This is a genomic window from Legionella brunensis (assembly GCF_001467025.1).
In the GTDB taxonomy this organism is placed as follows: Bacteria; Pseudomonadota; Gammaproteobacteria; order Legionellales; family Legionellaceae; genus Tatlockia; species Tatlockia brunensis.
On the sequence record NZ_LNXV01000008.1, the window covers coordinates 105,365 to 126,975 of the forward strand.

Consider the following 21,611-nt stretch of genomic DNA (forward strand, 5'->3'; position numbering starts at 1 on the left):
TCAAAGGGAATATCATGATATTTAACTTAAAAAATAAATTAAAAAACAAACAGCCCCTCGAGGTAAGACCAATTAGAGATGAGCTAAAAGAGCTAGAAGAGCTACTTAAGAAGCTTGGACAATCTATTGAGAATAATCATCCCAATATAAATTATTTTAGCCAGCGATTTCGAGAGCATGAGTTGATGAAACTCAATATTAAAACACTGGGATATCATATTGGACATACCCTCTATTCAGCTCGTGAAAAAGAGCAACATCAACTGACAGCGCCAGAGCCTATTAAGTTAAAATCAAAGCTTTGTACACAATCAGACATTGAGTCAAATTGGTTTTCTTTCTGGGCAAATGAATTAAAAACCAAGCCAATTTATCATCGAAAAATATGGGAGTTTTGTTATATTGCACAAGCACTCTATTCATTTGGCAAATTGAAAACAGGTACCCAAGGCATCGGCTTTGGGTGTGGGCAAGAACCGCTTCCAAGTCTATTTGCGAAATATGGTGCTCATGTCATAGCAACGGACTTACCAGAAAAGGAGGCAGCTAATCTTGGATGGGTTAATACAGAGCAACATGCCAAAAATATCCATCTCTTAAGAAGGCCTGATATTTGCCCCAACATAGAACAATTAAATCTAATTGAATTAGAATATGTCGATATGAACCATATTCCACGGCGATATAATAGACAGTTTGATTTTTGTTGGTCCTCTTGTAGCTTAGAACACTTAGGCTCCATTGATCATGGATTTAATTTTATTGAGAACTCCTTAAAAACCTTACGTCCTGGAGGAGTTGCAGTCCATACGACTGAATTTAACTTAGATACTCTTGGCCCTACTATCGATAACTGGCCCACAGTACTTTATCAAGAAAAACATATACAGGACTTTTACTCGGAGCTAGTGAACCAAGGTTATGACGTCGCTGAGTTAGACTTATCTCATGGGTCTGATATTTTAGATGGCTTCATAGACATTCCCCCTTATGAATGGAACAACGAGACTTACAAGCCCCAATATGGCCAGCTTGCACCAGCTCATTTGCGATTGGCTATCGATGGTATTCCATGTACATCCATTGGACTTATCATTTGCAAGCCAGAATGAATTAGTAAAAAAGGATACCGTCTTGAAATCAACTCAATTTAAAGATGCAACCCTTACTTTTTTATTCAAGGGTAAAAAAAGAAACATTGTTGATCATCTGACTTACTCCTTTGATATCAGTGAAAAACAAGTATGGGTTACAGAAGATAGGCTGTTATTAAACGCCATGTTTCACCTCATAACGGCTAATGTACAGCCAACAAAAGGGAAAGTTATCAATCCTATAAGAAAATACTATGCCATTAAACCTGTTCCCATACTCAATCATTTTAGCTTAAAGCAATACCTTAAGACACTTCTGGCTGTCATTACACCTAAACAAGTTGCCCCTAAAAATATTTTAAACTTATTGTGTGATCATCATGATATTTCCCAACAAAAGCTCTGTGGTATTGTTGAGTATTTGTCTGTAGAAACACAGATAGCACTCTCGCTGAGCCTTGCTATATTGCTCGATATTCAGTTTGTTTTTATTCAAAATGCCTACATCAATACAGCGCAGACTCTTCTGCCTGAATCACTTCACACTCAATGGCAGCATTTTTTAACTAAAAATACGGTGATTTCCGTAGTTTATAATGAAAAGGAGCCGACCATTGATTCCTGCTTTAAACGCATTATGACTATAACACCTTATTCCGTCACTGAAACTTTAAGGCCTTAATTAGCATTATGAGACGCTCGATTATTAAACTATTTAGTATTGGTAAAATTATGCTTTTTAAAAATAGCAAAGGTCATAAAATGCTACCTGATGCTCTGCTTATTGCTATTTACATCATTGAACCATTAATTCACACTCTTGTTTGGATATTAATTAATCTTGCTCTGCATGAGCAACTTCAGCAGATAAATACTATTGAAGAAGTGTTTTTAATCTATATAGGGCTCGCTCAATGGTTTTGTCTTAGAAAAATTTTGTCAGGCACAGGCCACGACCTCTATGTTTACCATTCTCTAGAATGCATGTCTTTTTTTAGTTTTAAAGATTTAGTCTTAGCTAAGACATTAAGTTATTTAGTTTTTTATGAAACCTATGTTTTTTCCTTCATCCTTGTAGGTTTATTTATCTTACATACACCTATCCTCAGCCCCTCATCGATTGGAATAGTTGTCTTATCCAGTCTTTTATGGTTTATCGCGCTATTTCTGATGAAATTTATTATTATGCTGATTGATAGTTTAGTGCCTATTATTTCAAATGAGCTTGAGCGTGGACTCGATCGTCTTTTTTATTTCGGCTCATCCTTGTTTTATTCAACTAACCTTTTATCAGAGAAGGCAAAATTGATAATGGATTATAATCCACTCTATCAATTTAGTACTATTTTAAAATCAATTTTTTTGGGAGATGAGGCCACCATACAAACGCTTTTTTGGAAACAATGTCTCGTCTGCGTCGCTTTATTTTTAATTTTTTTACTTTTTATAGTGACTAATCGATTTTCTTTGAAGAAAGTGCGTGCTAACCAAGCATTTCATTTAACATCACCCTACTAGTATATTGATCGAGTGATAGTGAAAATCCCATACCACTCAGTTAGAATGAGTATGTTAATTAATATAAGGAAGTTTAATTGTGTCATTTCGTTTTTCTACACCCAAAGGTCCTTATAGTTTAGCTTATTTGGCTCAGTGTTCAGGCGCTTCGCTATATAATGGCGAGGGGGGGATGTTTCTCGTTTCTGACCTTGCACCACTTTCTAATGCCCGAGCAGATAATCTCTCCATACTACATGAAAAAAAATATATAAAAGCATTAAAAAGTTCTCTAGCCGGAGCATGTATTATTTCATTAAATCATGTGCACCATGCCCCCGAGCACATGCACTTATTGGTTCATAATAATCCCTATAAAGCCTATGCGTTAATCGCTCAGATTTTTTATCCTTCTGACTCCTTTGAAAAATTTATTGCTCCTTCAGCTTTTATTGCATCAAGCGCTACTATTGGCAATGATTGTTATATTGCTCATGGAGCTTATATTGGCGAACAAGTACGTATAGGTGCTCGTTGTAAAATTGGAGTTAACACCTATATCGGTGATGGAGTAGTTATTGGAGATGACTGTTGCATTGAAAATAATGTCAGTATTAGTTATACAGTGATAGGAAATCATGTATTAATTTATCCCGGTGCTCGTATCGGGCAAGACGGCTTTAGCTTCGCGGGTGATGAGCAAGGATATTATAAAGTACCTCATACTGGCGGAGTGGTTATTGGGAATAACGTCGAAATTGGTGCCAATACTTGTATTGATAGGGGCTCTTTGAATAATACCGAAATAGACGATTGGTGCAGGTTAGATAATCTAATACAGATTGGTCATAATGTAAAAATAGGGAAAGGGGCTATTCTTTGTGGGCAAGTCGGCATTGCAGGCAGCAGCAAAATAGGTGAGTATGCCACCTTAGGTGGTAGGGCAGGTGTGAGCGGCCATCTTACAATCGGGGAGCGCGCTACTCTTTTATCGAGCGCTATAGCAACTCAGGACGTTGAACCAGGAGCGCGGGTAGGAGGTTATCCAGCTTTACCTGATCGTGACTGGCACAGACAAACCTATTTTTTAAAAAAGCAGATTAAGAAGTAGGACCTAAAAGGGCTTGTTCCTTAGCTCACTATTAGTCTTAGTCTCTTTCCCATCATTTCAAATGAGCTTGAACATGAACTTGATCGTCTTTTTTATTGCGGCTCATCCTTGTTTATTCAACTAACCTTTTAATTAATAGCTAACATGCATTGTCATTTTTTAATGACTCCGTAGGTAAGTATGTCTTCAACTTCTCCTTCATTTCTATCCAAGAACTAAGCTCATATTGCTTGTTTAAATTTAAGTCTCTTGTCACAAGCTTATATTTTTCAAGTATGCATTTAAGTTCATCTAACAAATAGGAGGAAAAAGAATGATTATTGTATTTGGTGTAGGGAGCATGAAATAACTCATCAAGCTTCTTTAAAATAACATGCTCTTCAGTGGTTTTAATAGTTTGTAAAAAATCTTCTGCACGATTTTGGCCAGTCATCCCATGCCTAAACCAACTAAACCAACCATTTTCTTCCCGTGGGTTGTTACCTTTCTCATAATGAGCACGATATTTCTTTTCCGCACTAATTACCGCTTGTATAAGTAACTTTTTTAAGTCTAAAGAGGGCTGCTTTTCTTGCTCACTAATTTGTGCATTATTAAAAAATGAATTACTTGCAAGTGATGAATGAGGTCGTCGAGAAGGGAGTCTGCGTTTAGGTATCGTTGCGCGCGATTGCGTAAGATGTACCAGTTTTTGCGATTTTGTTTCGGTGGCTACCTCTTTTTTAAGAGGAGTGTTTGGTGTCAAACTTACTGGCAAAGTTTTAAGTTCTTCTTCATTATTAGTTGGCTGTTTTTCAGCAAGGACGGTTTCCTTTTGCGGTTTGGGAGCAAGGCCTAGAAAACCCGTTTTGATTAACTCATCCCTCCTAGTCGCGACTAAACTTTCAGGGATATCCAATTTTTTTTTGCCATTGGTTTGGAGGTGCTTTCTCATAGTCTTCCTCTTCCTTAAGTTACTGATGAATAACTGCAGACTCTGATCAAATAGAGCAACACTATAACCAATTGTAGAAATATAAACTAGATGGGTAATCATCCCGAATGCAGCAAAGACTTCTCGAGCGCTTTATTTCTTTCTACTATTCGGGATTGTTACTCTGCTGATTAGTTTTAACTTCTTTCACTGGATTTTAATTTTTTGAAAATAAGGATATGTTGATAAGCATCATCAATTCTACTTTCACTTATCTCGCCTGATCTAACTTTCGCTTCAATAATATCAATAATTTCCTTAGGGTCCTGTGGCTTTTCCGCCAGTTGGTTACCGAATAAAAGCATGTCTGCACCAGCATTAAGTGCAAGTGTTACCGCTTGCTCTAAACCAAAATTCTCGCTGATAGCCTTCATTTGCATATCATCAGTCACTATTACGCCTTTAAATTGCAATTGCTCGCGTAAAATTTCCGTGAGTATTTTGTGAGATAAAGTAGCCGGTAAGCCTGTTGCATCTAACTTGCCATTAACAATATGCGCAGTCATTATCATGCCGCATGGGGTCTCACTATTTAAGAGAAGCCTGTATGGCTCTAATTCAAACTCTTGCCAAGAATCAGTGACATCGACAAAACCTAAATGGGAATCCGCATTGGAACTGCCGTGACCAGGAAAATGCTTATAAGCACATTGAATTCCATGTTGTAAAAAATTTTGCGAAAAAATACCACCATATAGAGCAACATTGGAGGGTTGATCAGAAAAACTTCGTCCTAGCATACCAATAATAGGGTTATCCGGGTTCACATTAACATCAACATCAGGCGCGAAATCTAAATTTAAACCTACATCCTCTAAAGTTCTAGCCATCTCGCCTGCGACTTGATTTGCCGCTTCAGGTGCCATCTTACCCACATCTGCAGCCGATACTGTTTTTGGGAATCCGTAATCCTCTTTTAGGCGATTAACTGCTCCTCCCTCATAATCAATAGAGATCAGTAAAGGAAGCTGGGGGCGTTGATGTTTCTGATTAGCAACCTTGTTGGCAAGCTGCAATTGTTCATTGAGTTGCTTTAACTGCTGTGGGTTGGCAATATTTTTATCAAATGTCTGTGTTCGATAATTGTAGTCAAATAAAATAACACCACCGATATTATTTTTATCTATCGCTTGAACAATAGGGGATGTTTCGTTGATTTCTTTACCATCAAAGCCAATGATAAGCATTTGGCCTATCTTATCGCGTAAACTCAGCTCTTCGGCACTAGCAATTCCTACATTACATAAGAGAGCCACGAACAATATTTTTAAATATTTCATATTGACTGCTGCTTTATTTAAGGCCAGAAATGATAACAATTTAACCAAAAAGAATCAAGAATGCCCCCTGTTACCCCCTTCAAATAATAGGGTCTGTTTACAATTCGCTAGCTTGAGTCGAAAAACCTTGATTTTCGAGCATCGTAGCGCAGCATACACGAGTATGTGAGCAACGAAGCACAGAAAATCAAGGTTTTTAGGCCAAGATAGTAGAATTGTAAACAGACCGTAACTTCTAGGCTAAACTAAATGTTGACTAGAGCAACTTGGTCTTTCATCGAGACTATGCTATTTTTTATGTAAACTTTTCAGGATGAACAGAATGAAATCATTTATTGAGCAAGCGCAGTTTTATGCTGAATACCATCAAAAACCCATAACCTTTTATACTCATCTTATCGGTGTACCTTTAATTATTTTTTCTTTAATGCTTTTTTTAGGATTTTTCCATTTAATTGTTCCCGGGGTTCTCGATACAAATTTTGCGAGTATTGGGACAGTCATCGTACTTATTTATTATTTTCTTTTAAACTGGCGTTTGGCTTTAATATTAACACCCATTTTTATTTGCTTATTATGGATAGCTAATCTTATTAGTTGGGCAGGTCCTACGAGTGGCGCCTTATGGACTTTTGTTATTATCTTTATTCTAGGATGGATTTTACAATTAGCGGGACATTATATCGAAGGGAAACGACCTGCTTTAGTGGATAACTTCTGGCAAGCATTGGTTGCTCCTTTGTATTTGACCGCCGAGTTATTTTTTAGAGCTGGTCGCATGAAAAACTTAAAGACACAAATTCATGGAGGAGAAATTCCCCCAGCTCAGCCAGTTACTACAGAAAAAGCCTCATCCGCTGCTGATGATATAATGTAAATAATTTTTTTTGAACCTTGATGAGGATAGCTCATCAAGGTCTATTTACACAGTCTTAGTAATCATAAAACAATGATGGATACGCTTGTTACGCTTGAAATCCAAATCAATTGTCTCCGCGCTGATATCCTTTACCTGATATTTTTCCTGGATAGTTGGCAATAACTTAAATTGCCTGAAATTGGTGGAGAAGTAGAGAACGCCTCCAGGATTTAGTAAGCGCATAGAGGCATCAATCAAGACAATTTGATCACGTTGCACATCGAGAGTTTGTTGCATTCGTTTGGAATTTGAAAAACTAGGCGGATCCAGAAAAATAACGTCAAAGCGATCTCGAGTTAACTTGAGCCATTCCAAACAATCATAATGAATGAATTGATGTCGTGATAAGTTAATATGGTTAAGTTTAAAATTATCTTCAGCCCACTTTAAGTAGGTTTTGGACAAATCCACATTCGTGGTTAATGCACCTGCCAAAGCGGCATGAACACTTGCTGTTGCCGTGTAACAAAAACAATTTAGAAAGCGTGTTCCTGACTTTAATTCGGCAAAGCGCATCCGTAAGGGACGATGATCTAAAAACAATCCCGTATCCAAATAATCATAAAGGTTAACTTTTAGTTTCGCTTGCCCTTCAGTAACCGTCATAACATGTTTGGTCTCATTCATTTTTTCATATTGATTACGGCCCTTTTGTTGCTTGCGTTTTTTGACTACAAGCCTGTCTGGAGAAATGCCTAAAGCATCTGGTACTACTTGAATTACTTCTAGGCTGCGTTTCTCAGCAAGGTGAGCTGGAATACTCGCGGGGGCTGTATATTCTTGCAAAACTGCAAATTCATTATAAATATCAATTGCATAGGCGTATTCTGGTAAATCAGCATCATAAATGCGGTAACAACTAATCTGATTTCGTTTAGCCCATTTTTGCAAATGCTGATGATTTTTCTTTAAGCGGTTTGCCAGCATTTGTGCACCAGGAGATAAGGTACCCGTTTTTCCTGTCTTTAGACGATTCTCTTCATCCAAAGACATGCAATATAATTTACATTCTAAAGGGCCATTGAATAAGGTATATTGTTTCTCTGCACGTAGCCCCAACGCTTTAGCAAGCATGGTATTTGAAGTTAATACAGCAGCTTGCCAACTTTGATAATGAGAGTGCAGGGTAGAACCTAATTGCTGATATAACGGGACAAGCTGTGTTGCATCGCCTAAGCGTTCCCCGTAGGGAGGATTAGAAATTACTAATCCTTTAGTATGGTCAGGCCGACAATCATTCACTGCCATAACCACAAATTCTACCAAAGGAAGCACACCGGCACGCTCAGCATTTGCATGCGCAATCTTAATAAGCTTGGCATTACTATCGGTTCCTCTTAATTTCACTTTGAGTGGTTTGACTTGTTGCAATGCTAAAGTGCGAACTTTTTCCCATAAAGAGGGTTGATGTTGGGCCCAATAATTGAGGGATTGGTCTTGTCGCAGCAGGCCGGGGGCAATGTGACTTGCCATCATGGCAGCCTCAATAACCAGGGTTCCTGAACCACAAAATGGATCATGCAAACTATAATCTTTAGCAGCCAATTGTGGCCACTTAGCGCGAATTAACATGGCGGCTGCGATATTTTCTTTAAGAGGCGCCTCACCCGCTTGAGTACGATATCCGCGCTGGTGCAAACTGTAGCCAGTCAGATCGAAACTGACTGTAACAATGTCATTTTTAAGGTGGGCATGCAAACGGATTTGCGGACGCTCCTTATCAATAGATGGGCGTAAACCCTTAAATTGGCGGAAGTGATCCACGATACCATCTTTAACAACCTGCGCGCCAAACATTGAATTGCGAATGTGTGTTGAAGAACCATGAAACTCAATTGCCAAAGTTTTATCCGCAGTAAATACCGTTTGCCACGGGAATTGATTGCAAAGTTGATAAAGACTTTGCTCATTGTGTGCTTGACCAGTAAATAATATAAGCTGAACTCGATTCGCTAAACGAGACCATAGGCAAAGCTGATAAATAATTGCTATCTCGCCCTCGCCATAAACCCCCTGAGGGCTAACACGAGTGACGTGCAAGCCTAAAGCTTTGAGTTCCTCTTCAAGCAAATACTCTAATCCCTTAGGGCAGCTAATGAATAATGAATATCTCATAATAAACATGACCTTAGAAAGCGAAATAATGCCTTTGCAGCGCCACTAGGCTTATTGCTGTTTTTTTCATCCACTGCTTTTTTTACTAATTGTCGTAAATGTTGCACATCTGCTGGATGATACTGATCAATAAATTCCGTGAGCGCCTCCTTCCCCTCGTTAATTAAACGCTCACGCCACAATTCTAACTCATGAAATTCAGCAGTTAGTGCGCTGTCTTCAGCAACTATCGCCTCATAAGCAGTCAAAATTGCTTCGCTATCTGCAGCACGCATTAACTTTCCTATTAATTGCGCTTGGCGTCTTATAGCGCCATGACTTTTGATGACTTTAGCCTCCATGATGGCTTGACGTAAATTTTCTGGTAATGGCAAACCGTCAAGTTTGGCAGGATTTAAAGCAATCAATTTTACCCCGACTTTTCTCAAAGCTTCTGCATCACGTTTCTTTTGAGATTTACTTTTTTGTTCTTCCATCAATAGACCTTTTGTGGAATGTGGATATTTTATAAAACAATATTAGACTTCTTTTCGAAACTTGCGGCAGTAAATAACAAATATCAGGCAACGCAGGCGTCAACTTGTATTTTATCATTTTTAGGGGCTGTTGCCATTTGCTTTATAGACAATCACTCAAGTCAATGAGATTACAACAACAGAGCGGGAAGTCAGTCAAAATCCATTGTGATTTATTTTTTTACAAAAAATGCGATAATTCTACCTTTTTCGCAAAGGGGAATAATTGTGGAGCCATTAATCGAATATATTAAAAAAATATTTATATTTTTACTTTTAATTTTATCATTCCGAAAAATTGGATTGGCATCAACAACATCGAATAGCAACAATTTTATTGATTTACCTGACGATCATAACTTTTGCCCCAATAGCCTTTCTTATTTCAGCATGAGCTCACAACTCTGCCTTTTCGCCCCCCCTAATTCCTGGAATACCCAAGAGATTTACCAAACTGCCCTAATGATTTCAGCTCAAAATTTTAAAAAAGCCGTTTCACAAAAAAAAATACAAAAGCCTTTAGAGGTAATACGTGAACAAATTCGAGAAGGAGCAAATGTCGATCAGGTTCTTGAAAAAAAGGCTATGGATTATATTTTACAATTATCCCCTGAATTTTTTGAGTTCGATACTACGTTTGGTATACATACTTTAAAATCAGGAGTAAAAGCATCAGCTGCTTTAGACGATTTACTGAATTCTTCAGTCAATCAAGCTTCGCTTGAATGTCAAAGTGGTGCATTATTATTTCACTATATCAGTTTACTCAATGTGCTGCGTGAGGCGCATGGGAAACACAAAGGAGAAACAATATTTAATGATTTTTTTGGTAACGGACAAGCCAACTTTCCTAAATCACAACTGTTTTCAATTAGTGAGTACGGAATCATTCCCGATTTACATAATAAAATACAAACAAACTTTTTACGCTTTCCAACAATTCCCCCTCTTAACTTCTTCTTAAAAACAAATGTAAATTGTAGTGGTTGGAATGATTGCGCCCTATCACTGGGAGCAAAAATTTACATGAAAAATCATGATGACTACTTGTTAAAACATTACGCAGGTAGCTATCAAGGTATGGCTGCGATTCATATTGGTAACGGGAAATATTGGAGCTTAGATATGGAGGAATTAAGTACACGAGAAACCATGGAAAAGACATTGGTTGAAAAGCATAATCAAGCTCCAGATACCTTAGACATTCAATTGGCGAAGAAAGCAGGGGTTGCTAAACCAGCTAACTATAAAAAGAAAATTACTTCACGCGATATTTCAACACCCATAGGTGAACTTGACCAGATTGATGAAGAAAAGATAGATTTATTGATAAAAGACCCATCTAAATGCTTAGCGCAGTTCCAAGAGTATCTAGCAAAAACGAACAATGAAATGACAAGGAAAAGAGATAAATCATTTCTTGCAGGCAGACTAACGCTTCCTCTTCCTAAACATAAAATAAACATGCCAACATCTATTGATTTAGACGAAAAGAAAATGAAAAAACTTGCAAAAGCAATGAATTACCGTTTTATTAAGGATAAAGCCACCAATAGATCTTTGATAATTTCTCCACATTATGAAATCTTTTTGTCCTATTTACCACATACTCATAGTATTACTACACAGTACTCCCCAAAATTAAGAACAGCAATGATTCAGGAATTGGATGAAGCATTACAACAAGATTTTGCTTTTTGCATGGATACTCGTTTTGCAAAAAGACCAACTCTTTAATTCGATCTAAAAGAAATTAGTCTACGGGAACGAAAGATATTTCGGTAGGCTGATATGCTTTTTTCGGTCTGGCACGTAAATAAGCACGAGTTATGGCGTAAAGATTGAAAAGAAGGATTGCCAACAGTAAAGAATGCAACCAGGTTACTGTCAGCTTGGCAAATATCGGTAAGGTTATAAACACCCCTATACAACCAGCTACGCTAAGGATTAGAGTTTTTTTCAATGGAATCTTATTTTGTTGCACAAATACTAACGTTGTTAGCGGTTGTTGCATGGCCCCTGCCGTGGTCATAATGGGGAAAGCGACGACAGGTGATACATTTAATAAGAATAATACCGCCTGAACCATAACAAATAAGCCTACCCCAACCGAGGTTAGCGCACCACAAATCACCATAGCAAAAAAGCCAATGATCAACTTCCATGAATGTAATTCAACGATGTCTCCACCAATTGGCATCAGGCGTAATTGATGGCAGATTAACAAGCCAATAATAATAACAAAGCAACACATCATTGCTAAACGAATAGCCTGTTTACTTAGACGACTAACAACACTGCCCCCAATTAAGCCGCCAACACAAGTACCTAACACAAGAGTCATAAGAGTGGTGAGATCAACATCGACTAGGCGCATGAAGAAAAATGATTCGATGGTGCCGGGTATAACTTGAGCCCCATTGTTAACAGCAGGTAATTCGTCATCCGGAAAAGTACCCAATAATTTAGCCAAAGCCACATTGACTGCAAAACTACCAATTCCTAAGGTGTCGGCAATGAAGGCAATAATACCGCTGAAGGTAAGCTTGAGATAATCTAACGAGGACAATCTTACAGCAGGTTGTTTCATAAGCCCGTGAAACATAGCGATCACACAGATCACTGTCAAAACCAATATTGCAAAAATTATTAAACTGATTGCCATCCAACTCTCATCATAAGTTAACTGAAAACCCCATTACAAATTTAATGGGGTAATCTATGCTCTGTGTATCTATAAGGTAGATCAAGAGGGAGACCACTGATTATACATTATTTACTTTGTCCAGCAAACATCAAAATGAATAAATATACATCTCAATGAGTATATTTTTTGTTATTAGACCATTGTTTTGGCAGAAAATTTATGCACTCCTTGCCAAGAAGTAGTTCGCTGCCATCAACAAAGAAAAACAGGTCAACCACTGTTAAAGAGCCTTTAGCCAAACAGTCGTTTAGCGATACCTGCGACATGCCTACCTTGGAATCGTGCTATCTGAAGTTCAATGGGTGTTGGCGTACGGCTTCCATCAGGTCCTGCAATTGTACCTGCGCCATAGGGAGAACCTCCCCGCATAGCACTTAAATCAGTCAATCCTTTTTCGGAATAGGGTGTTCCTACCAAAATCATCCCGTGATGCATTAAAGTATTCCAAAATGACAAAATGGTTGACTCATTACCACCACCTGTACCTGTAGAGACAAATACACTACCAATTTTGCCAATTAGACTACCTTTAAGCCACATACCACCAGTTTGATCAAGAAAATTTCGCATTTGTGAAGCCATGTTACCAAATCGGGTAGGGGTACCAAAAATAATGGCATCATATTCTTCAAGTTCTTGTGGCTTGGCTATCTCAGCTTTTTGGTTTAGTTTAACACCTGCTTTTTTGGCAATTTCTTCTGGCATTAGTTCTGGCACACGTTTGATAACAACGTCCACACCATCGACTTCTGCAACACCTTTAGCAATTTCTTCAGCCATGGTTTCAACGTGACCATAGCTGGAATAATACAAAACCAATACTTTTGCCATTATTTCTCCTTGTCAAAATCGATTATTCCGATAGTCATCCAAAGCCTGCATAACCTCTTCTTGAGTATTCATCACAAACGGCCCAAGCCAAGCCATGGGTTCTTTTATTTTTTTTGCAGCAACCAATATGCAATGACTTTCTTTTATTGCCTCCAGGGTTAAAACATCCCCTTGGCTCAATGCTGCCAAAACACCTTCCTTAATTACTTCCCCATGAATTGCAACTTCTCCTGACAATACAAAAACAAGCGTCTGATGCCCTAGAGGAATACCTTGCCTCATGTCTTTATGACTCGGCAGGTGAATATCAAAGAAAATGGGCTGAGTTGCTATACCTTCAATAGGCGAGAGTGTACCTTGCTCTGTCTGACCTGCAATAACTTTAATGGTTAGCCCAGAATCATGAGTTTCGACAGGTAATTGAGCCTCTCCAAATTCTTGATAACGAGGAGCAACCCATTTATTAGCCGCGGGTAAATTGAACCAAAGCTGGAATCCCCTTAATCGTCCCTGTGTTTGCTTAGGCATTTCAGAGTGAATAATTCCTCGGCCAGCAGTCATCCATTGGACATCCCCTGGTCCAATAACCCCATGATGTCTCTGATTGTCTTGATGCTCCATTTGCCCATTGAGCAAATAAGTAACCGTTTCAAACCCACGGTGAGGATGCTCTGGAAACCCACCCAAATAATCCATTGCCTCTTCACTATCAAAAAAATCAAGAAGCAAAATAGGATCAAAATCATTCCGCCTTGTTGTACCTATATAGCGATGCAACTTCACGCCTGCGCCTTCACGTATCAAGGTTCCTGTAAGTAGTTTTTCAACTTGGATAATTTTCATAGAAACGGATTTAACGGAAATAAAAATAGCATACTTGAAAAACCAAGCTTGTTAAATGACAGTCAGCAAACTTCCTTCTAGTAGAAATCATATCAACCTGACAAATTAAAATTCTTGCACTATGCTGAAAGACCAAGACTAGGAAAAGGAGCTTCCTGTGGATACCAAAGAACACACTCAATTAGGAAATGCCTTACGTTTTTCAGGGATTAACGATAACCCTTACTTACGTGTTGATGAGCAAGGAATCCTTCACTTAAAGCTAATGCGCTACCATGAAGATGGTATCCCTGAGCCGATGACTCTAGAAATGACTGCCGGGGAAATTATTGCTATGGCGGCTGATTTTTTTACGGATCGCAATTGGAACATGAAGCTTAATTTGCCCAGTTGCCACAGTTTTAAAATGGCAGAACAATTTGCCGATCAGCCGTCAAGTTGCAGCTTGGGTGAATATTTAATTGAACAGCCTGTTACACATGAAGAAGAAAGTGCCTTTATTAAGGCTTATAATAATCTGGCCTCCCCTGACGTCAACCGCGCTAATATCGACTTAATTTATAAAATCGATGGCAGTACCTACATTCCTTTTTCTGCAACCTTAAATGACTACGTCAAGCAACTGATGTTTTATTTTCGTGTAAAAGACTATGGTGAAATGTTAAATCGTAATCAAACTCATTTTACCCCGTGGTCTGTTCGCGTTTATACCTTAGGACATCATCTTGCGCTTAGATATGCGCGCATAGCCTATGAGTTAAAACAATTAATTGCGAACGCCGACTATCAATCTACAAATGAAGATCTACAAAATATATTCAAGACATTACAAACAAAGCAAGATGGTTTTTCCATTAAAAATTTACAAGATCTTTTTTATCGCTATCAGGCTTTGACTTTTTGTACTGAATTATTTGTTTTTCATTATTATTCCGATCATTTTGCCGCCGGCCACATGTCAATGGTTGGTGATTTACGTGTCTTATTAGCAGAGCGCTTTGGTACCTGGGGAAGTATTTTGGCCAATAACTTACACAATGAATTAAACCGTGTAGGTGTATACACCCAACGTCCTTATGACCCTACGCCATCTCCGCGCGAAGCACCTACTGCTGCACGTGGGGATGGTGATTTTAACAGCTGTATTAATCATTTAAATAAAGAAGCATGTATTGCCGGGATGCAATGCTCACTTCAAGATCTAAACCACGTGATGAATGGCCATGAGATTCTAGAGCAAGGACAATACGGGGGTCTTGAACATCTCCCCGATGCTGATTTCCATTATCGGCAATTACAACCACTGCTTGTAATTGGAGAGGATACTAAAATCTATCGCCGCGAGAATTTAAATCGAATTAAAACACTGTCTCCCTCCGATTACGCAAAATTGCAAGCGGCTCCAGCAGAATGCGGCTATTGTGAATTGACCAGTAAATGGGATGCTTTTTGGCTAGTTGCAAAGCTGCGGCTATTACCCTTTGCCTATGAGGGAGAGGTGCAACCCCTATCTGCTTCTGAACTACTTCGTATAGAAATGGAGGAACGAGCACTCAACCCAGACAGAGATCCGATTCCTATACCTCCTTGTACACCGGAAGAAAAACCAGCTCTCCAAGTACCAGATTGGCATACTCCCTCTCAAGAAGTACAACTTCTTATGGGCCTTGATAAATATAGCTTGCTCGCTGCAAAACCAAAACCGCAATCACAAAAAGTAGAAATTAAGGAAGAAACGCCTACCCCCTAATTGCATTCAGTGGCCAATATGCCTCTGTATAAGCCCCAGGAAATTGCCATTTAACAGCAACCCTTTTTTATTAGAGGGTTGCTTGTTTTTTTAAAATACCCTAGATACTAATCTATCATCAGTCGAGTTTTGACCCCATTGATCTAAACTCGAACTAATAGAATAATAAGCCTTTTACTTAACCAAGGTGAGAAGATGCACCGTTTAAAATTATTACTCATAACCTTTCTAATCACCTGCTCTTGCGCACAAGCATCTAATGCAATTCTAACCACCATTAATGGGGAACAAATCACATTTAATAGCTTAAAGGGAAAGTGGGTACTCCTAAATTATTGGGCAAGTTGGTGTCAACCTTGTCTTGATGAGATTCATGAATTGAATCAATTTTACAAACAACGAAAAAACAACGTTGCCTTGTTTGCAGTAAATTACGACATGCTATCTGTAAACGAACAATTACAGCTGATTAAAAAATACCATATTCGCTACCCCAGTCTACAAGACCCGGCAAAACAATTGCGATTAGGCAGTATTCCCGGCGTTCCGGCGACCTTTATTTTTAATCCTCAAGGCAAGCTCAGTCAAACACTTTATGGCCCACAAACTGCCTTTAGTTTGAATGAAGCACTTAGACACCAGACCACAACCTAGTGGTGCAAGCCTCGTCTAGCTGCCCTTTAAATTGCCCTTTTGTTTTGTTTTTAGTCTTCTGGTATATTATGCGTCCGTTCATCACGTGAAATCAAATAATGTACAATTTAGAAGACTTAACCGAATTTAATCCTGCTTTAATTTATGCTTTTGAACCTGAATCCTCACCGCTGCGCTTAGCGGGTTCAGAAACATTCCAAGATGCACTTTTCCCCGAGGCTGGGCAACATGAAGATATGCTAAATGCTTATCTTTATGCGCAGAAAACAATTCTGCCTTATATTCGCGAAAAAGGGCTAGATAAGGTCGATGAAAAGCTTTTACTCGAATGGATAAATAAACTTCATGGTTTTATTGGTAATACACTGTTAGCGACACATGGACATCAGGCTGGAGTCTATACCCAGCAAATGGTAATGCGTTGGCACCAAGGCGCACAACTAAGTACAGATTTTATTCTTTATTTCTCTAATTTACATAAGGCTAAATCTAAAACTACTTTTGCAAAAGCTCTAGAAATGCAGGGAGTTGCCGAAGAAGACGCACTACCGTTTATAAATCTTTTAGAGAAAATTAAAAATAACAAAAGCATTAAACCTCATCCTTCCCAAACCCCCTTTATAGATCCAAAAAATCCGACGTCCCCGGGTGCTATTGTATTACATAAATTAGCAACTGCTTATCACGAAGGTAAATTAACAACTCAAGAGAAAAAACTTGTCGATCGTATTGTCAAGGTTTGCCGTTACCCTCATGAACTCCCGCAGGCAATGGAAAAATTTGCCACTGAAAGCTTGCAACAACTGCGCAAACTTGATCCCAATAATCTACCAGACATTGCTAATTGTTTAGGAAAGATCTTTTATGAATTTACCGACATTCATCCCTATGGTAATGCCAATGGCCGAACTGGTACTTGTTTGATTAATATTTTTCTTCGTGCACTTGGACAACCTAGTATTTTATTGCGCCATCCAGGGGAAAAGGAAAATGAAAGCAGTGACTATTCGCAAGCAATCAAACTAATCGATAGCACTATTGAGCCTTTGCAAAAATTAATTTTAAAACGTATAGTTGACGCGAAAGAAACGATTTTTGCGGATGAAAAACTCAAGCAAGTGATTGCCCTACGTGTTGCGGCAAGCACACTATTAAAACGTATCCAACAAAAACATCCTCTTTTTGACCTCGAAACTCTTCGCGATAAATTGGTACTACAGTCTCTTCTGCTTACACAAGTAGAGGATATCAATGTCAGTTCAATTATACTCTTAACTGCCTTAATCGACATCGCAGCAAAAGAGGAAAAAAGGCTGGATGACGTAAAATTAAAACCCTTGTTACCAGCACCAATCTCTATGGAACAAAGACAAGCTGTAATTGCTGCTTTGGAGAAATTAACCGGAAAAACAGGTTGGAAAACCGCTAACAAAGATGGCTTAATGGCATGGCTTGAAGTTCCTAGCCTAGAAGATCAACAGGAAACTGTTAGCACATTAGACAAAATTAAAGTCGCTACTAGCGTCCTGCCCATGTTGCGCCAAGATAATGGTGTTCGAGTGGTGCAATGTAAAAATATTAATATTGAAAAAATAATTAGCTTGGCCAATCAAACATTGACAAAACCAATGCTTCTAGACAACTTCGCCTAGTAATTACCACTGTCCTGTTTTAATTCGTTAAAATAGGACAGTGGTCTAATTTTGCAATAATAACCCTAATTTTAATAATTCGACCCTTTCATTGTAGAGTCGGAGCATTATCCGCCAGCCCTTTACCTTTGGTAGATGTTGTAGTTGCAGCCGGTGCCGTCGCTGCAAAAAAGAGCGGACTTTTTTGCTGGCTACTTTGCATCGTATAATTTTTGGTTAGATTATGCTGCTGAGGATTATACGCAAATGACAACAAGTGCAGGAAAAAATTGATATTCGGATAATTTCCAAAAATATGCTCATATAAATCATCAACATTTGCAGGAGAATCAGGGCAAACTTTCTGCATTCTCTGACTGGCATGTCGCTTATTAATTTCTCCCCATTTTTCAAGAATAATTGTAGCCTTTTTGAATGAATAATCACTTGCAAAAAATGGCTTATTTTTAACATCTTCATGGAGGAATAAGCTACCCATTAAAAATAAAGATAAGAGTCTTACTTCTTTATAATTTTCTGGTGTAGCAGAAAGTATCGATGGTAACAAAAGCTTAATTGGCATGAATACCGTATTGATATTAGAAATGACAAAAAATAAATTCCAACTGTTATAGATATCACGCCATTCTGCGTCTATATCAAATTGCAACACTTTTTTCTTAGCGCCATTTATTTTTAAATCTGGTAAAAGTCCATAGGCTGCCTCGTCACTTAGAGCAACACCTTCAGGAAGCATATGAGAAAGTAAACTGAAATGACTAGCATATTTTTTTTCTTCCATAATATTGATAAGGCCAATACCTGACTTGGCATTATCCACTCCACCACTCTCTTTGGCATGCCCTGTGGAATCTTCCCATGCAGCTTCAAGTATATTTAAGCCCATACCCGACACCGTAGCGTATGATAAATCAGCATTAGCAGGCTCAATATCTGCATTCCATCCTGACAGCTGCTTACGGATGATAAATGCATCAACATCAGCCTTTGTTTCTTCATTTTCCCCTGTTGATTTATGAAATAAAATATTAAGGATGCCAGGTTTGATAGAAATCATTTTCAATCGTTCAAATAGAGAGGCTTTAAGAGGTGCACCGAAGAAGAAATCAGCAAAGGGATTTCCTGGGTAAGAAGTAGGACTGCGCTTAAGGAGATGGTCGTAGACATCTTGTGCAAAATACTGACCATTTGCCATGGTAATTACCACGGCTTCAAAGAGGCATAACATATTAATCTGTAATTGTAATGTTCTAGAAGCATCGGCAAGTTCAACATCGCTCACTAGATTATTTTCCTGTATAAATGCAAGTAAAGTACACAAGGGTTGATTATTTAAAATACTTAATTTGACATAGTGAATTAAACGTTTGAGATCAATTTCGTCTTTAGAGATTTTCAGTAAAAAATCCTTAAATTCTTTATTATTAGTAGTCATATTATGGAGATTGAGTTCAACCAAAATTTGCTTTATTAAATCTGGATTGGAGTTAGTGGATATATATTGTTCTACTCTCGCCAAGAACTCTTTTGCTTGCGCCTCAATACTCATTCTTACCTAGTCCTAAAGTCAAAAAGAGGCATTTTAATGGATTTTTATTAAATAAATATTAAGCATTTTTTGGCTATTATTTACTTTAATCAAGGCTAACTTAACTAGGTAGAGCCTTATCAATTAGAATGAAGAAAAATCAAAATATATTCAAAACGAAAAGGGAAAAACTAAAAGTAAATAGTTTAAAAATAGTAAAATTATCAAAATTAAGAGTTTATATACTGCGATATAAACTAAACTTAACTTTCATTTAAGAACCTTTACCATGCCTTGGAATAGAATGGGTGAGAACAACTTTAACACTAACAGCACGAAAAGTAGCCTCAGTCGCGAGCTTATTACTGAAATTAGAACGGCTGAGTCACCCATAAAACTAAGAGGTGTTTTTAAGACGATAGACGAAAATTTTCTAAAGAAAGCAAAATTCGCAAGTGGGTTCGTTAGCAGTGTAGGTAGATGCCAATTAGCTCTTAAAATCAGCAGTCCACAGCCTGCAGCACGATTGGAATGTTCAAGTCCTGATTAAATATCTATTCCCTTTTCCTTTGCTTTTGAAACCAGATTAAATCATATCAATTAGGGGTGTAATTCTTCGCTTGATTTCCAAATACACGTCTTCTTTGTTCTTGTGTTAATTTAATTTTTAAGCGCCAACCACCTTCTTCTTCAATTTTTTCACTTAACACAGCATCCATTTCATAAAGGGTTGCCCGCAACTTTGCTTGCTCAGGGGCTAACAAAATTTCCTCTTCAATAATTGCACCCTGTAGTTGTGTTGCAATCGCTTGACAAAGCAAATCAAGTCCTGCGCCAGTTTTTGCTGAAAGCCACACCTTATAACCATCTTCTTGCCTATCAATCTTGGCATCCCAACCTTCTTGCTGATCAATTTTGTTAAACACTTGAATCATGGGGATATCGTTAGCACCTAACTCTTCCAAAACCTGCTCGACTGCAAATACCATATCACGCCAATGAGGATCGGAAACATCAATAACATGTAGTAACAAATCAGCCTCTTGTGTTTCTTCAAGTGTTGCACGAAAAGCTTCTATCAATTGGTGAGGAAGATCACGAATAAAGCCTACTGTATCGGTTAGAATAACAGAAGCGGCTCCAGGCAATTCTAGTTTACGCATGGTAGGGTCTAACGTTGCGAACAGTTGATTGGCTGCATAAATATGTTCACCTGTTAACGCATTAAATAAGGTTGATTTCCCGGCGTTGGTGTAACCTACTAAAGAAACAGTAGGTAGCGCTGCTTTTTGTCGCGCTCGTCGGTTTTGGTCGCGACTCCGCCTTACCTTCTCCAGGCGCTTATTAATGGATTTGATGCGCTCACGAAGTAAACGACGGTCTGTTTCTAACTGGGTTTCCCCTGGACCTCGCAAACCAATCCCCCCTTTTTGTCTCTCAAGGTGGGTCCAACCACGAACTAAGCGCGTCGATAAATGTTGCAATTGCGCAAGCTCAACCTGTAACTTACCCTCAAAGGTACGTGCACGTTGCGCAAAAATATCGAGAATTAAACCACTGCGATCAACGACGCGGCATTCTAATAAACGCTCAAGATTCCTCTCTTGAGAAGGTGAAAGCTCATGATTAACTAATACCAACTCCGCTTTATGAGCCAATACCTGCTGCTTAATTTCTTCAGCCTTTCCTAAGCCCACGTAATATTTAGCTTCGGGGGTAGAGCGAGCACCTGTGACACAGGTCATAATCTCTGCTTGAGCCGACAATGCCAACTCTTTAAATTCGACTAAGGCCTTTTCAGCATCAACACCAGGCAGTGCCAACTGCACAAGAATGGCACGCTCTCCCCCTTGTGGTCGTTCAAACAAGGTTGTTTTCCGTTTAAAATAAAAGCAGTTAGTCTGCCACATTTCCTTCTTCGTCACCAGTGGGCATCTTCACCATTCGTGATGGCACAACGGTTGATATCGCATGCTTATAAACCATTTGTGTCACAGAGTTTTTCAACATGACGACATACTGATCAAATGAATCGACAATTCCATGTAATTTAATCCCATTCACTAAAAATACAGAAACAGGAATTTTTTCCTTACGTAATTCATTCAGGAATGGGTCTTGTAAGAGATGATTTTTAGACAT

Annotated in this window: 20 protein-coding genes; 10 read left to right on the forward strand and 10 right to left on the reverse strand. The window is 38.5% G+C overall.

Translation table 11 applies throughout. The annotated features are described in order from the left end of the window. Positions 1 to 14: 14 nt before the first annotated feature. The 4 genes from Lbru_RS05630 to lpxD all read left to right on the forward strand — a co-directional run bounded on the left by Lbru_RS05630 (position 15) and on the right by lpxD (position 3,702). Entirely contained in the window at positions 15 to 1,112 is a 1,098-nt protein-coding gene (locus Lbru_RS05630) for an SAM-dependent methyltransferase (RefSeq protein ID WP_058441209.1), read from the forward strand. Between the two features lie 22 nt (positions 1,113 to 1,134). Further along, positions 1,135 to 1,776 carry a hypothetical protein gene (locus Lbru_RS05635; RefSeq protein WP_058441210.1) on the forward strand — a complete coding sequence of 214 codons (642 nt, stop codon included), beginning with the start codon at positions 1,135 to 1,137 and terminating at the stop codon, positions 1,774 to 1,776. An 8-nt stretch (positions 1,777 to 1,784) separates the two neighbouring features. After that, positions 1,785 to 2,612 (forward strand): hypothetical protein, encoded by an 828-nt coding sequence (locus Lbru_RS05640; RefSeq protein WP_131793498.1) that lies wholly within the window; start codon positions 1,785 to 1,787, stop codon positions 2,610 to 2,612. A 76-nt stretch (positions 2,613 to 2,688) separates the two neighbouring features. Next, a complete protein-coding gene (lpxD, locus tag Lbru_RS05645; protein ID WP_193786912.1) occupies positions 2,689 to 3,702 on the forward strand; it encodes a UDP-3-O-(3-hydroxymyristoyl)glucosamine N-acyltransferase in 1,014 nt (337 codons plus the stop codon). Between the two features lie 139 nt (positions 3,703 to 3,841). Here the strand turns inward: lpxD and Lbru_RS05650 are convergent, their stop codons facing one another. Together Lbru_RS05650 and Lbru_RS05655 are read right to left on the reverse strand one after the other, a co-directional pair. Next, the gene (locus Lbru_RS05650) at positions 3,842 to 4,636 is read right to left on the reverse strand and encodes a hypothetical protein (protein ID WP_058441213.1); all 795 of its coding nucleotides are present in this window, start codon (positions 4,634 to 4,636) and stop codon (positions 3,842 to 3,844) included. 176 nt (positions 4,637 to 4,812) lie between these two features. Further along, a complete protein-coding gene (locus Lbru_RS05655) occupies positions 4,813 to 5,955 on the reverse strand; it encodes a glycoside hydrolase family 3 protein (RefSeq protein ID WP_058441381.1) in 1,143 nt (380 codons plus the stop codon). A gap of 322 nt (positions 5,956 to 6,277) precedes the next feature. On the opposite strand from Lbru_RS05655, the gene Lbru_RS05660 reads away from it, so the two are divergent. Next, positions 6,278 to 6,832: an Mpo1 family 2-hydroxy fatty acid dioxygenase gene (locus Lbru_RS05660; RefSeq protein ID WP_065235426.1), complete on the forward strand. Its 555-nt coding sequence runs from the start codon at positions 6,278 to 6,280 to the stop codon at positions 6,830 to 6,832. Positions 6,833 to 6,877: 45 nt separating this feature from the next. Here the strand turns inward: Lbru_RS05660 and rlmKL are convergent, their stop codons facing one another. Both rlmKL and yjgA read right to left on the reverse strand, forming a co-directional pair. Next, on the reverse strand, positions 6,878 to 8,989 hold the full coding sequence (rlmKL, locus tag Lbru_RS05665; protein WP_058441382.1) for a bifunctional 23S rRNA (guanine(2069)-N(7))-methyltransferase RlmK/23S rRNA (guanine(2445)-N(2))-methyltransferase RlmL: 2,112 nt from the start codon (positions 8,987 to 8,989) through the stop codon (positions 6,878 to 6,880). Then, entirely contained in the window at positions 8,986 to 9,465 is a 480-nt protein-coding gene (gene yjgA, locus Lbru_RS05670) for a ribosome biogenesis factor YjgA (RefSeq protein WP_058441214.1), read from the reverse strand. The genes rlmKL and yjgA overlap by 4 nt, the downstream gene beginning before the upstream one ends. Before the next feature lie 267 nt (positions 9,466 to 9,732). Between yjgA and Lbru_RS05675 the strand changes: the two genes are divergently transcribed. Then, the gene (locus tag Lbru_RS05675) at positions 9,733 to 11,241 is read left to right on the forward strand and encodes a hypothetical protein (protein WP_058441215.1); all 1,509 of its coding nucleotides are present in this window, start codon (positions 9,733 to 9,735) and stop codon (positions 11,239 to 11,241) included. A gap of 16 nt (positions 11,242 to 11,257) precedes the next feature. Here the strand turns inward: Lbru_RS05675 and Lbru_RS05680 are convergent, their stop codons facing one another. The 3 genes from Lbru_RS05680 to Lbru_RS05690 form a co-directional block, all read right to left on the reverse strand. Next, positions 11,258 to 12,169, reverse strand: coding sequence for a sulfite exporter TauE/SafE family protein (locus tag Lbru_RS05680; protein ID WP_058441216.1), 912 nt, complete (start codon positions 12,167 to 12,169; stop codon positions 11,258 to 11,260). Between the two features lie 273 nt (positions 12,170 to 12,442). Then, on the reverse strand, positions 12,443 to 13,042 hold the full coding sequence (gene wrbA / locus Lbru_RS05685; protein WP_058441217.1) for an NAD(P)H:quinone oxidoreductase: 600 nt from the start codon (positions 13,040 to 13,042) through the stop codon (positions 12,443 to 12,445). Between the two features lie 12 nt (positions 13,043 to 13,054). After that, entirely contained in the window at positions 13,055 to 13,885 is an 831-nt protein-coding gene (locus Lbru_RS05690; protein WP_058441218.1) for a pirin family protein, read from the reverse strand. A 157-nt stretch (positions 13,886 to 14,042) separates the two neighbouring features. Between Lbru_RS05690 and Lbru_RS05695 the strand changes: the two genes are divergently transcribed. The 3 genes from Lbru_RS05695 to Lbru_RS05705 all read left to right on the forward strand — a co-directional run bounded on the left by Lbru_RS05695 (position 14,043) and on the right by Lbru_RS05705 (position 17,941). Then, complete coding sequence (locus Lbru_RS05695; RefSeq protein WP_058441219.1) at positions 14,043 to 15,635, forward strand: hypothetical protein; 1,593 nt, start codon at positions 14,043 to 14,045, stop codon at positions 15,633 to 15,635. 195 nt (positions 15,636 to 15,830) lie between these two features. Beyond that, the gene (locus Lbru_RS05700) at positions 15,831 to 16,289 is read left to right on the forward strand and encodes a TlpA family protein disulfide reductase (RefSeq protein WP_058441220.1); all 459 of its coding nucleotides are present in this window, start codon (positions 15,831 to 15,833) and stop codon (positions 16,287 to 16,289) included. Between the two features lie 98 nt (positions 16,290 to 16,387). Beyond that, positions 16,388 to 17,941, forward strand: a complete 1,554-nt coding sequence (locus tag Lbru_RS05705; protein ID WP_058441221.1) for a Fic family protein — start codon at positions 16,388 to 16,390, stop codon at positions 17,939 to 17,941. Positions 17,942 to 18,029: 88 nt separating this feature from the next. Here Lbru_RS05705 and Lbru_RS05710 read toward each other — a convergent pair whose 3' ends face one another. Then, entirely contained in the window at positions 18,030 to 19,490 is a 1,461-nt protein-coding gene (locus Lbru_RS05710) for a symporter (RefSeq protein ID WP_065235427.1), read from the reverse strand. Between the two features lie 283 nt (positions 19,491 to 19,773). Here Lbru_RS05710 and Lbru_RS05715 point away from each other — a divergent pair, with 283 nt between their 5' ends. Then, complete coding sequence (locus Lbru_RS05715) at positions 19,774 to 20,019, forward strand: hypothetical protein (RefSeq protein WP_058441222.1); 246 nt, start codon at positions 19,774 to 19,776, stop codon at positions 20,017 to 20,019. A 46-nt stretch (positions 20,020 to 20,065) separates the two neighbouring features. Here Lbru_RS05715 and hflX read toward each other — a convergent pair whose 3' ends face one another. After that, a complete protein-coding gene (hflX, locus tag Lbru_RS05720) occupies positions 20,066 to 21,337 on the reverse strand; it encodes a ribosome rescue GTPase HflX (protein WP_058441383.1) in 1,272 nt (423 codons plus the stop codon). A gap of 28 nt (positions 21,338 to 21,365) precedes the next feature. After that, positions 21,366 to 21,611 carry an RNA chaperone Hfq gene (gene hfq / locus Lbru_RS05725; protein WP_058441223.1) on the reverse strand — a complete coding sequence of 82 codons (246 nt, stop codon included), beginning with the start codon at positions 21,609 to 21,611 and terminating at the stop codon, positions 21,366 to 21,368.

Coding starts and splice junctions, on each gene's coding strand:
- Lbru_RS05630 (WP_058441209.1), top strand. CDS start 15: ATGATATTTAACTTAAAAAATAAATTAAAAAACAAACAGCCCCTCGAG.
- Lbru_RS05640 (WP_131793498.1), top strand. CDS start 1,785: ATGAGACGCTCGATTATTAAACTATTTAGTATTGGTAAAATTATGCTT.
- Lbru_RS05650 (WP_058441213.1), bottom strand. CDS start 4,636: ATGAGAAAGCACCTCCAAACCAATGGCAAAAAAAAATTGGATATCCCT.
- Lbru_RS05655 (WP_058441381.1), bottom strand. CDS start 5,955: ATGAAATATTTAAAAATATTGTTCGTGGCTCTCTTATGTAATGTAGGA.
- Lbru_RS05660 (WP_065235426.1), top strand. CDS start 6,278: ATGAAATCATTTATTGAGCAAGCGCAGTTTTATGCTGAATACCATCAA.
- rlmKL (WP_058441382.1), bottom strand. CDS start 8,989: ATGAGATATTCATTATTCATTAGCTGCCCTAAGGGATTAGAGTATTTG.
- yjgA (WP_058441214.1), bottom strand. CDS start 9,465: ATGGAAGAACAAAAAAGTAAATCTCAAAAGAAACGTGATGCAGAAGCT.
- Lbru_RS05680 (WP_058441216.1), bottom strand. CDS start 12,169: ATGGCAATCAGTTTAATAATTTTTGCAATATTGGTTTTGACAGTGATC.
- wrbA (WP_058441217.1), bottom strand. CDS start 13,042: ATGGCAAAAGTATTGGTTTTGTATTATTCCAGCTATGGTCACGTTGAA.
- Lbru_RS05690 (WP_058441218.1), bottom strand. CDS start 13,885: ATGAAAATTATCCAAGTTGAAAAACTACTTACAGGAACCTTGATACGT.
- Lbru_RS05700 (WP_058441220.1), top strand. CDS start 15,831: ATGCACCGTTTAAAATTATTACTCATAACCTTTCTAATCACCTGCTCT.
- Lbru_RS05705 (WP_058441221.1), top strand. CDS start 16,388: ATGTACAATTTAGAAGACTTAACCGAATTTAATCCTGCTTTAATTTAT.
- Lbru_RS05710 (WP_065235427.1), bottom strand. CDS start 19,490: ATGAGTATTGAGGCGCAAGCAAAAGAGTTCTTGGCGAGAGTAGAACAA.
- Lbru_RS05715 (WP_058441222.1), top strand. CDS start 19,774: ATGGGTGAGAACAACTTTAACACTAACAGCACGAAAAGTAGCCTCAGT.
- hfq (WP_058441223.1), bottom strand. CDS start 21,611: ATGTCTAAAAATCATCTCTTACAAGACCCATTCCTGAATGAATTACGT.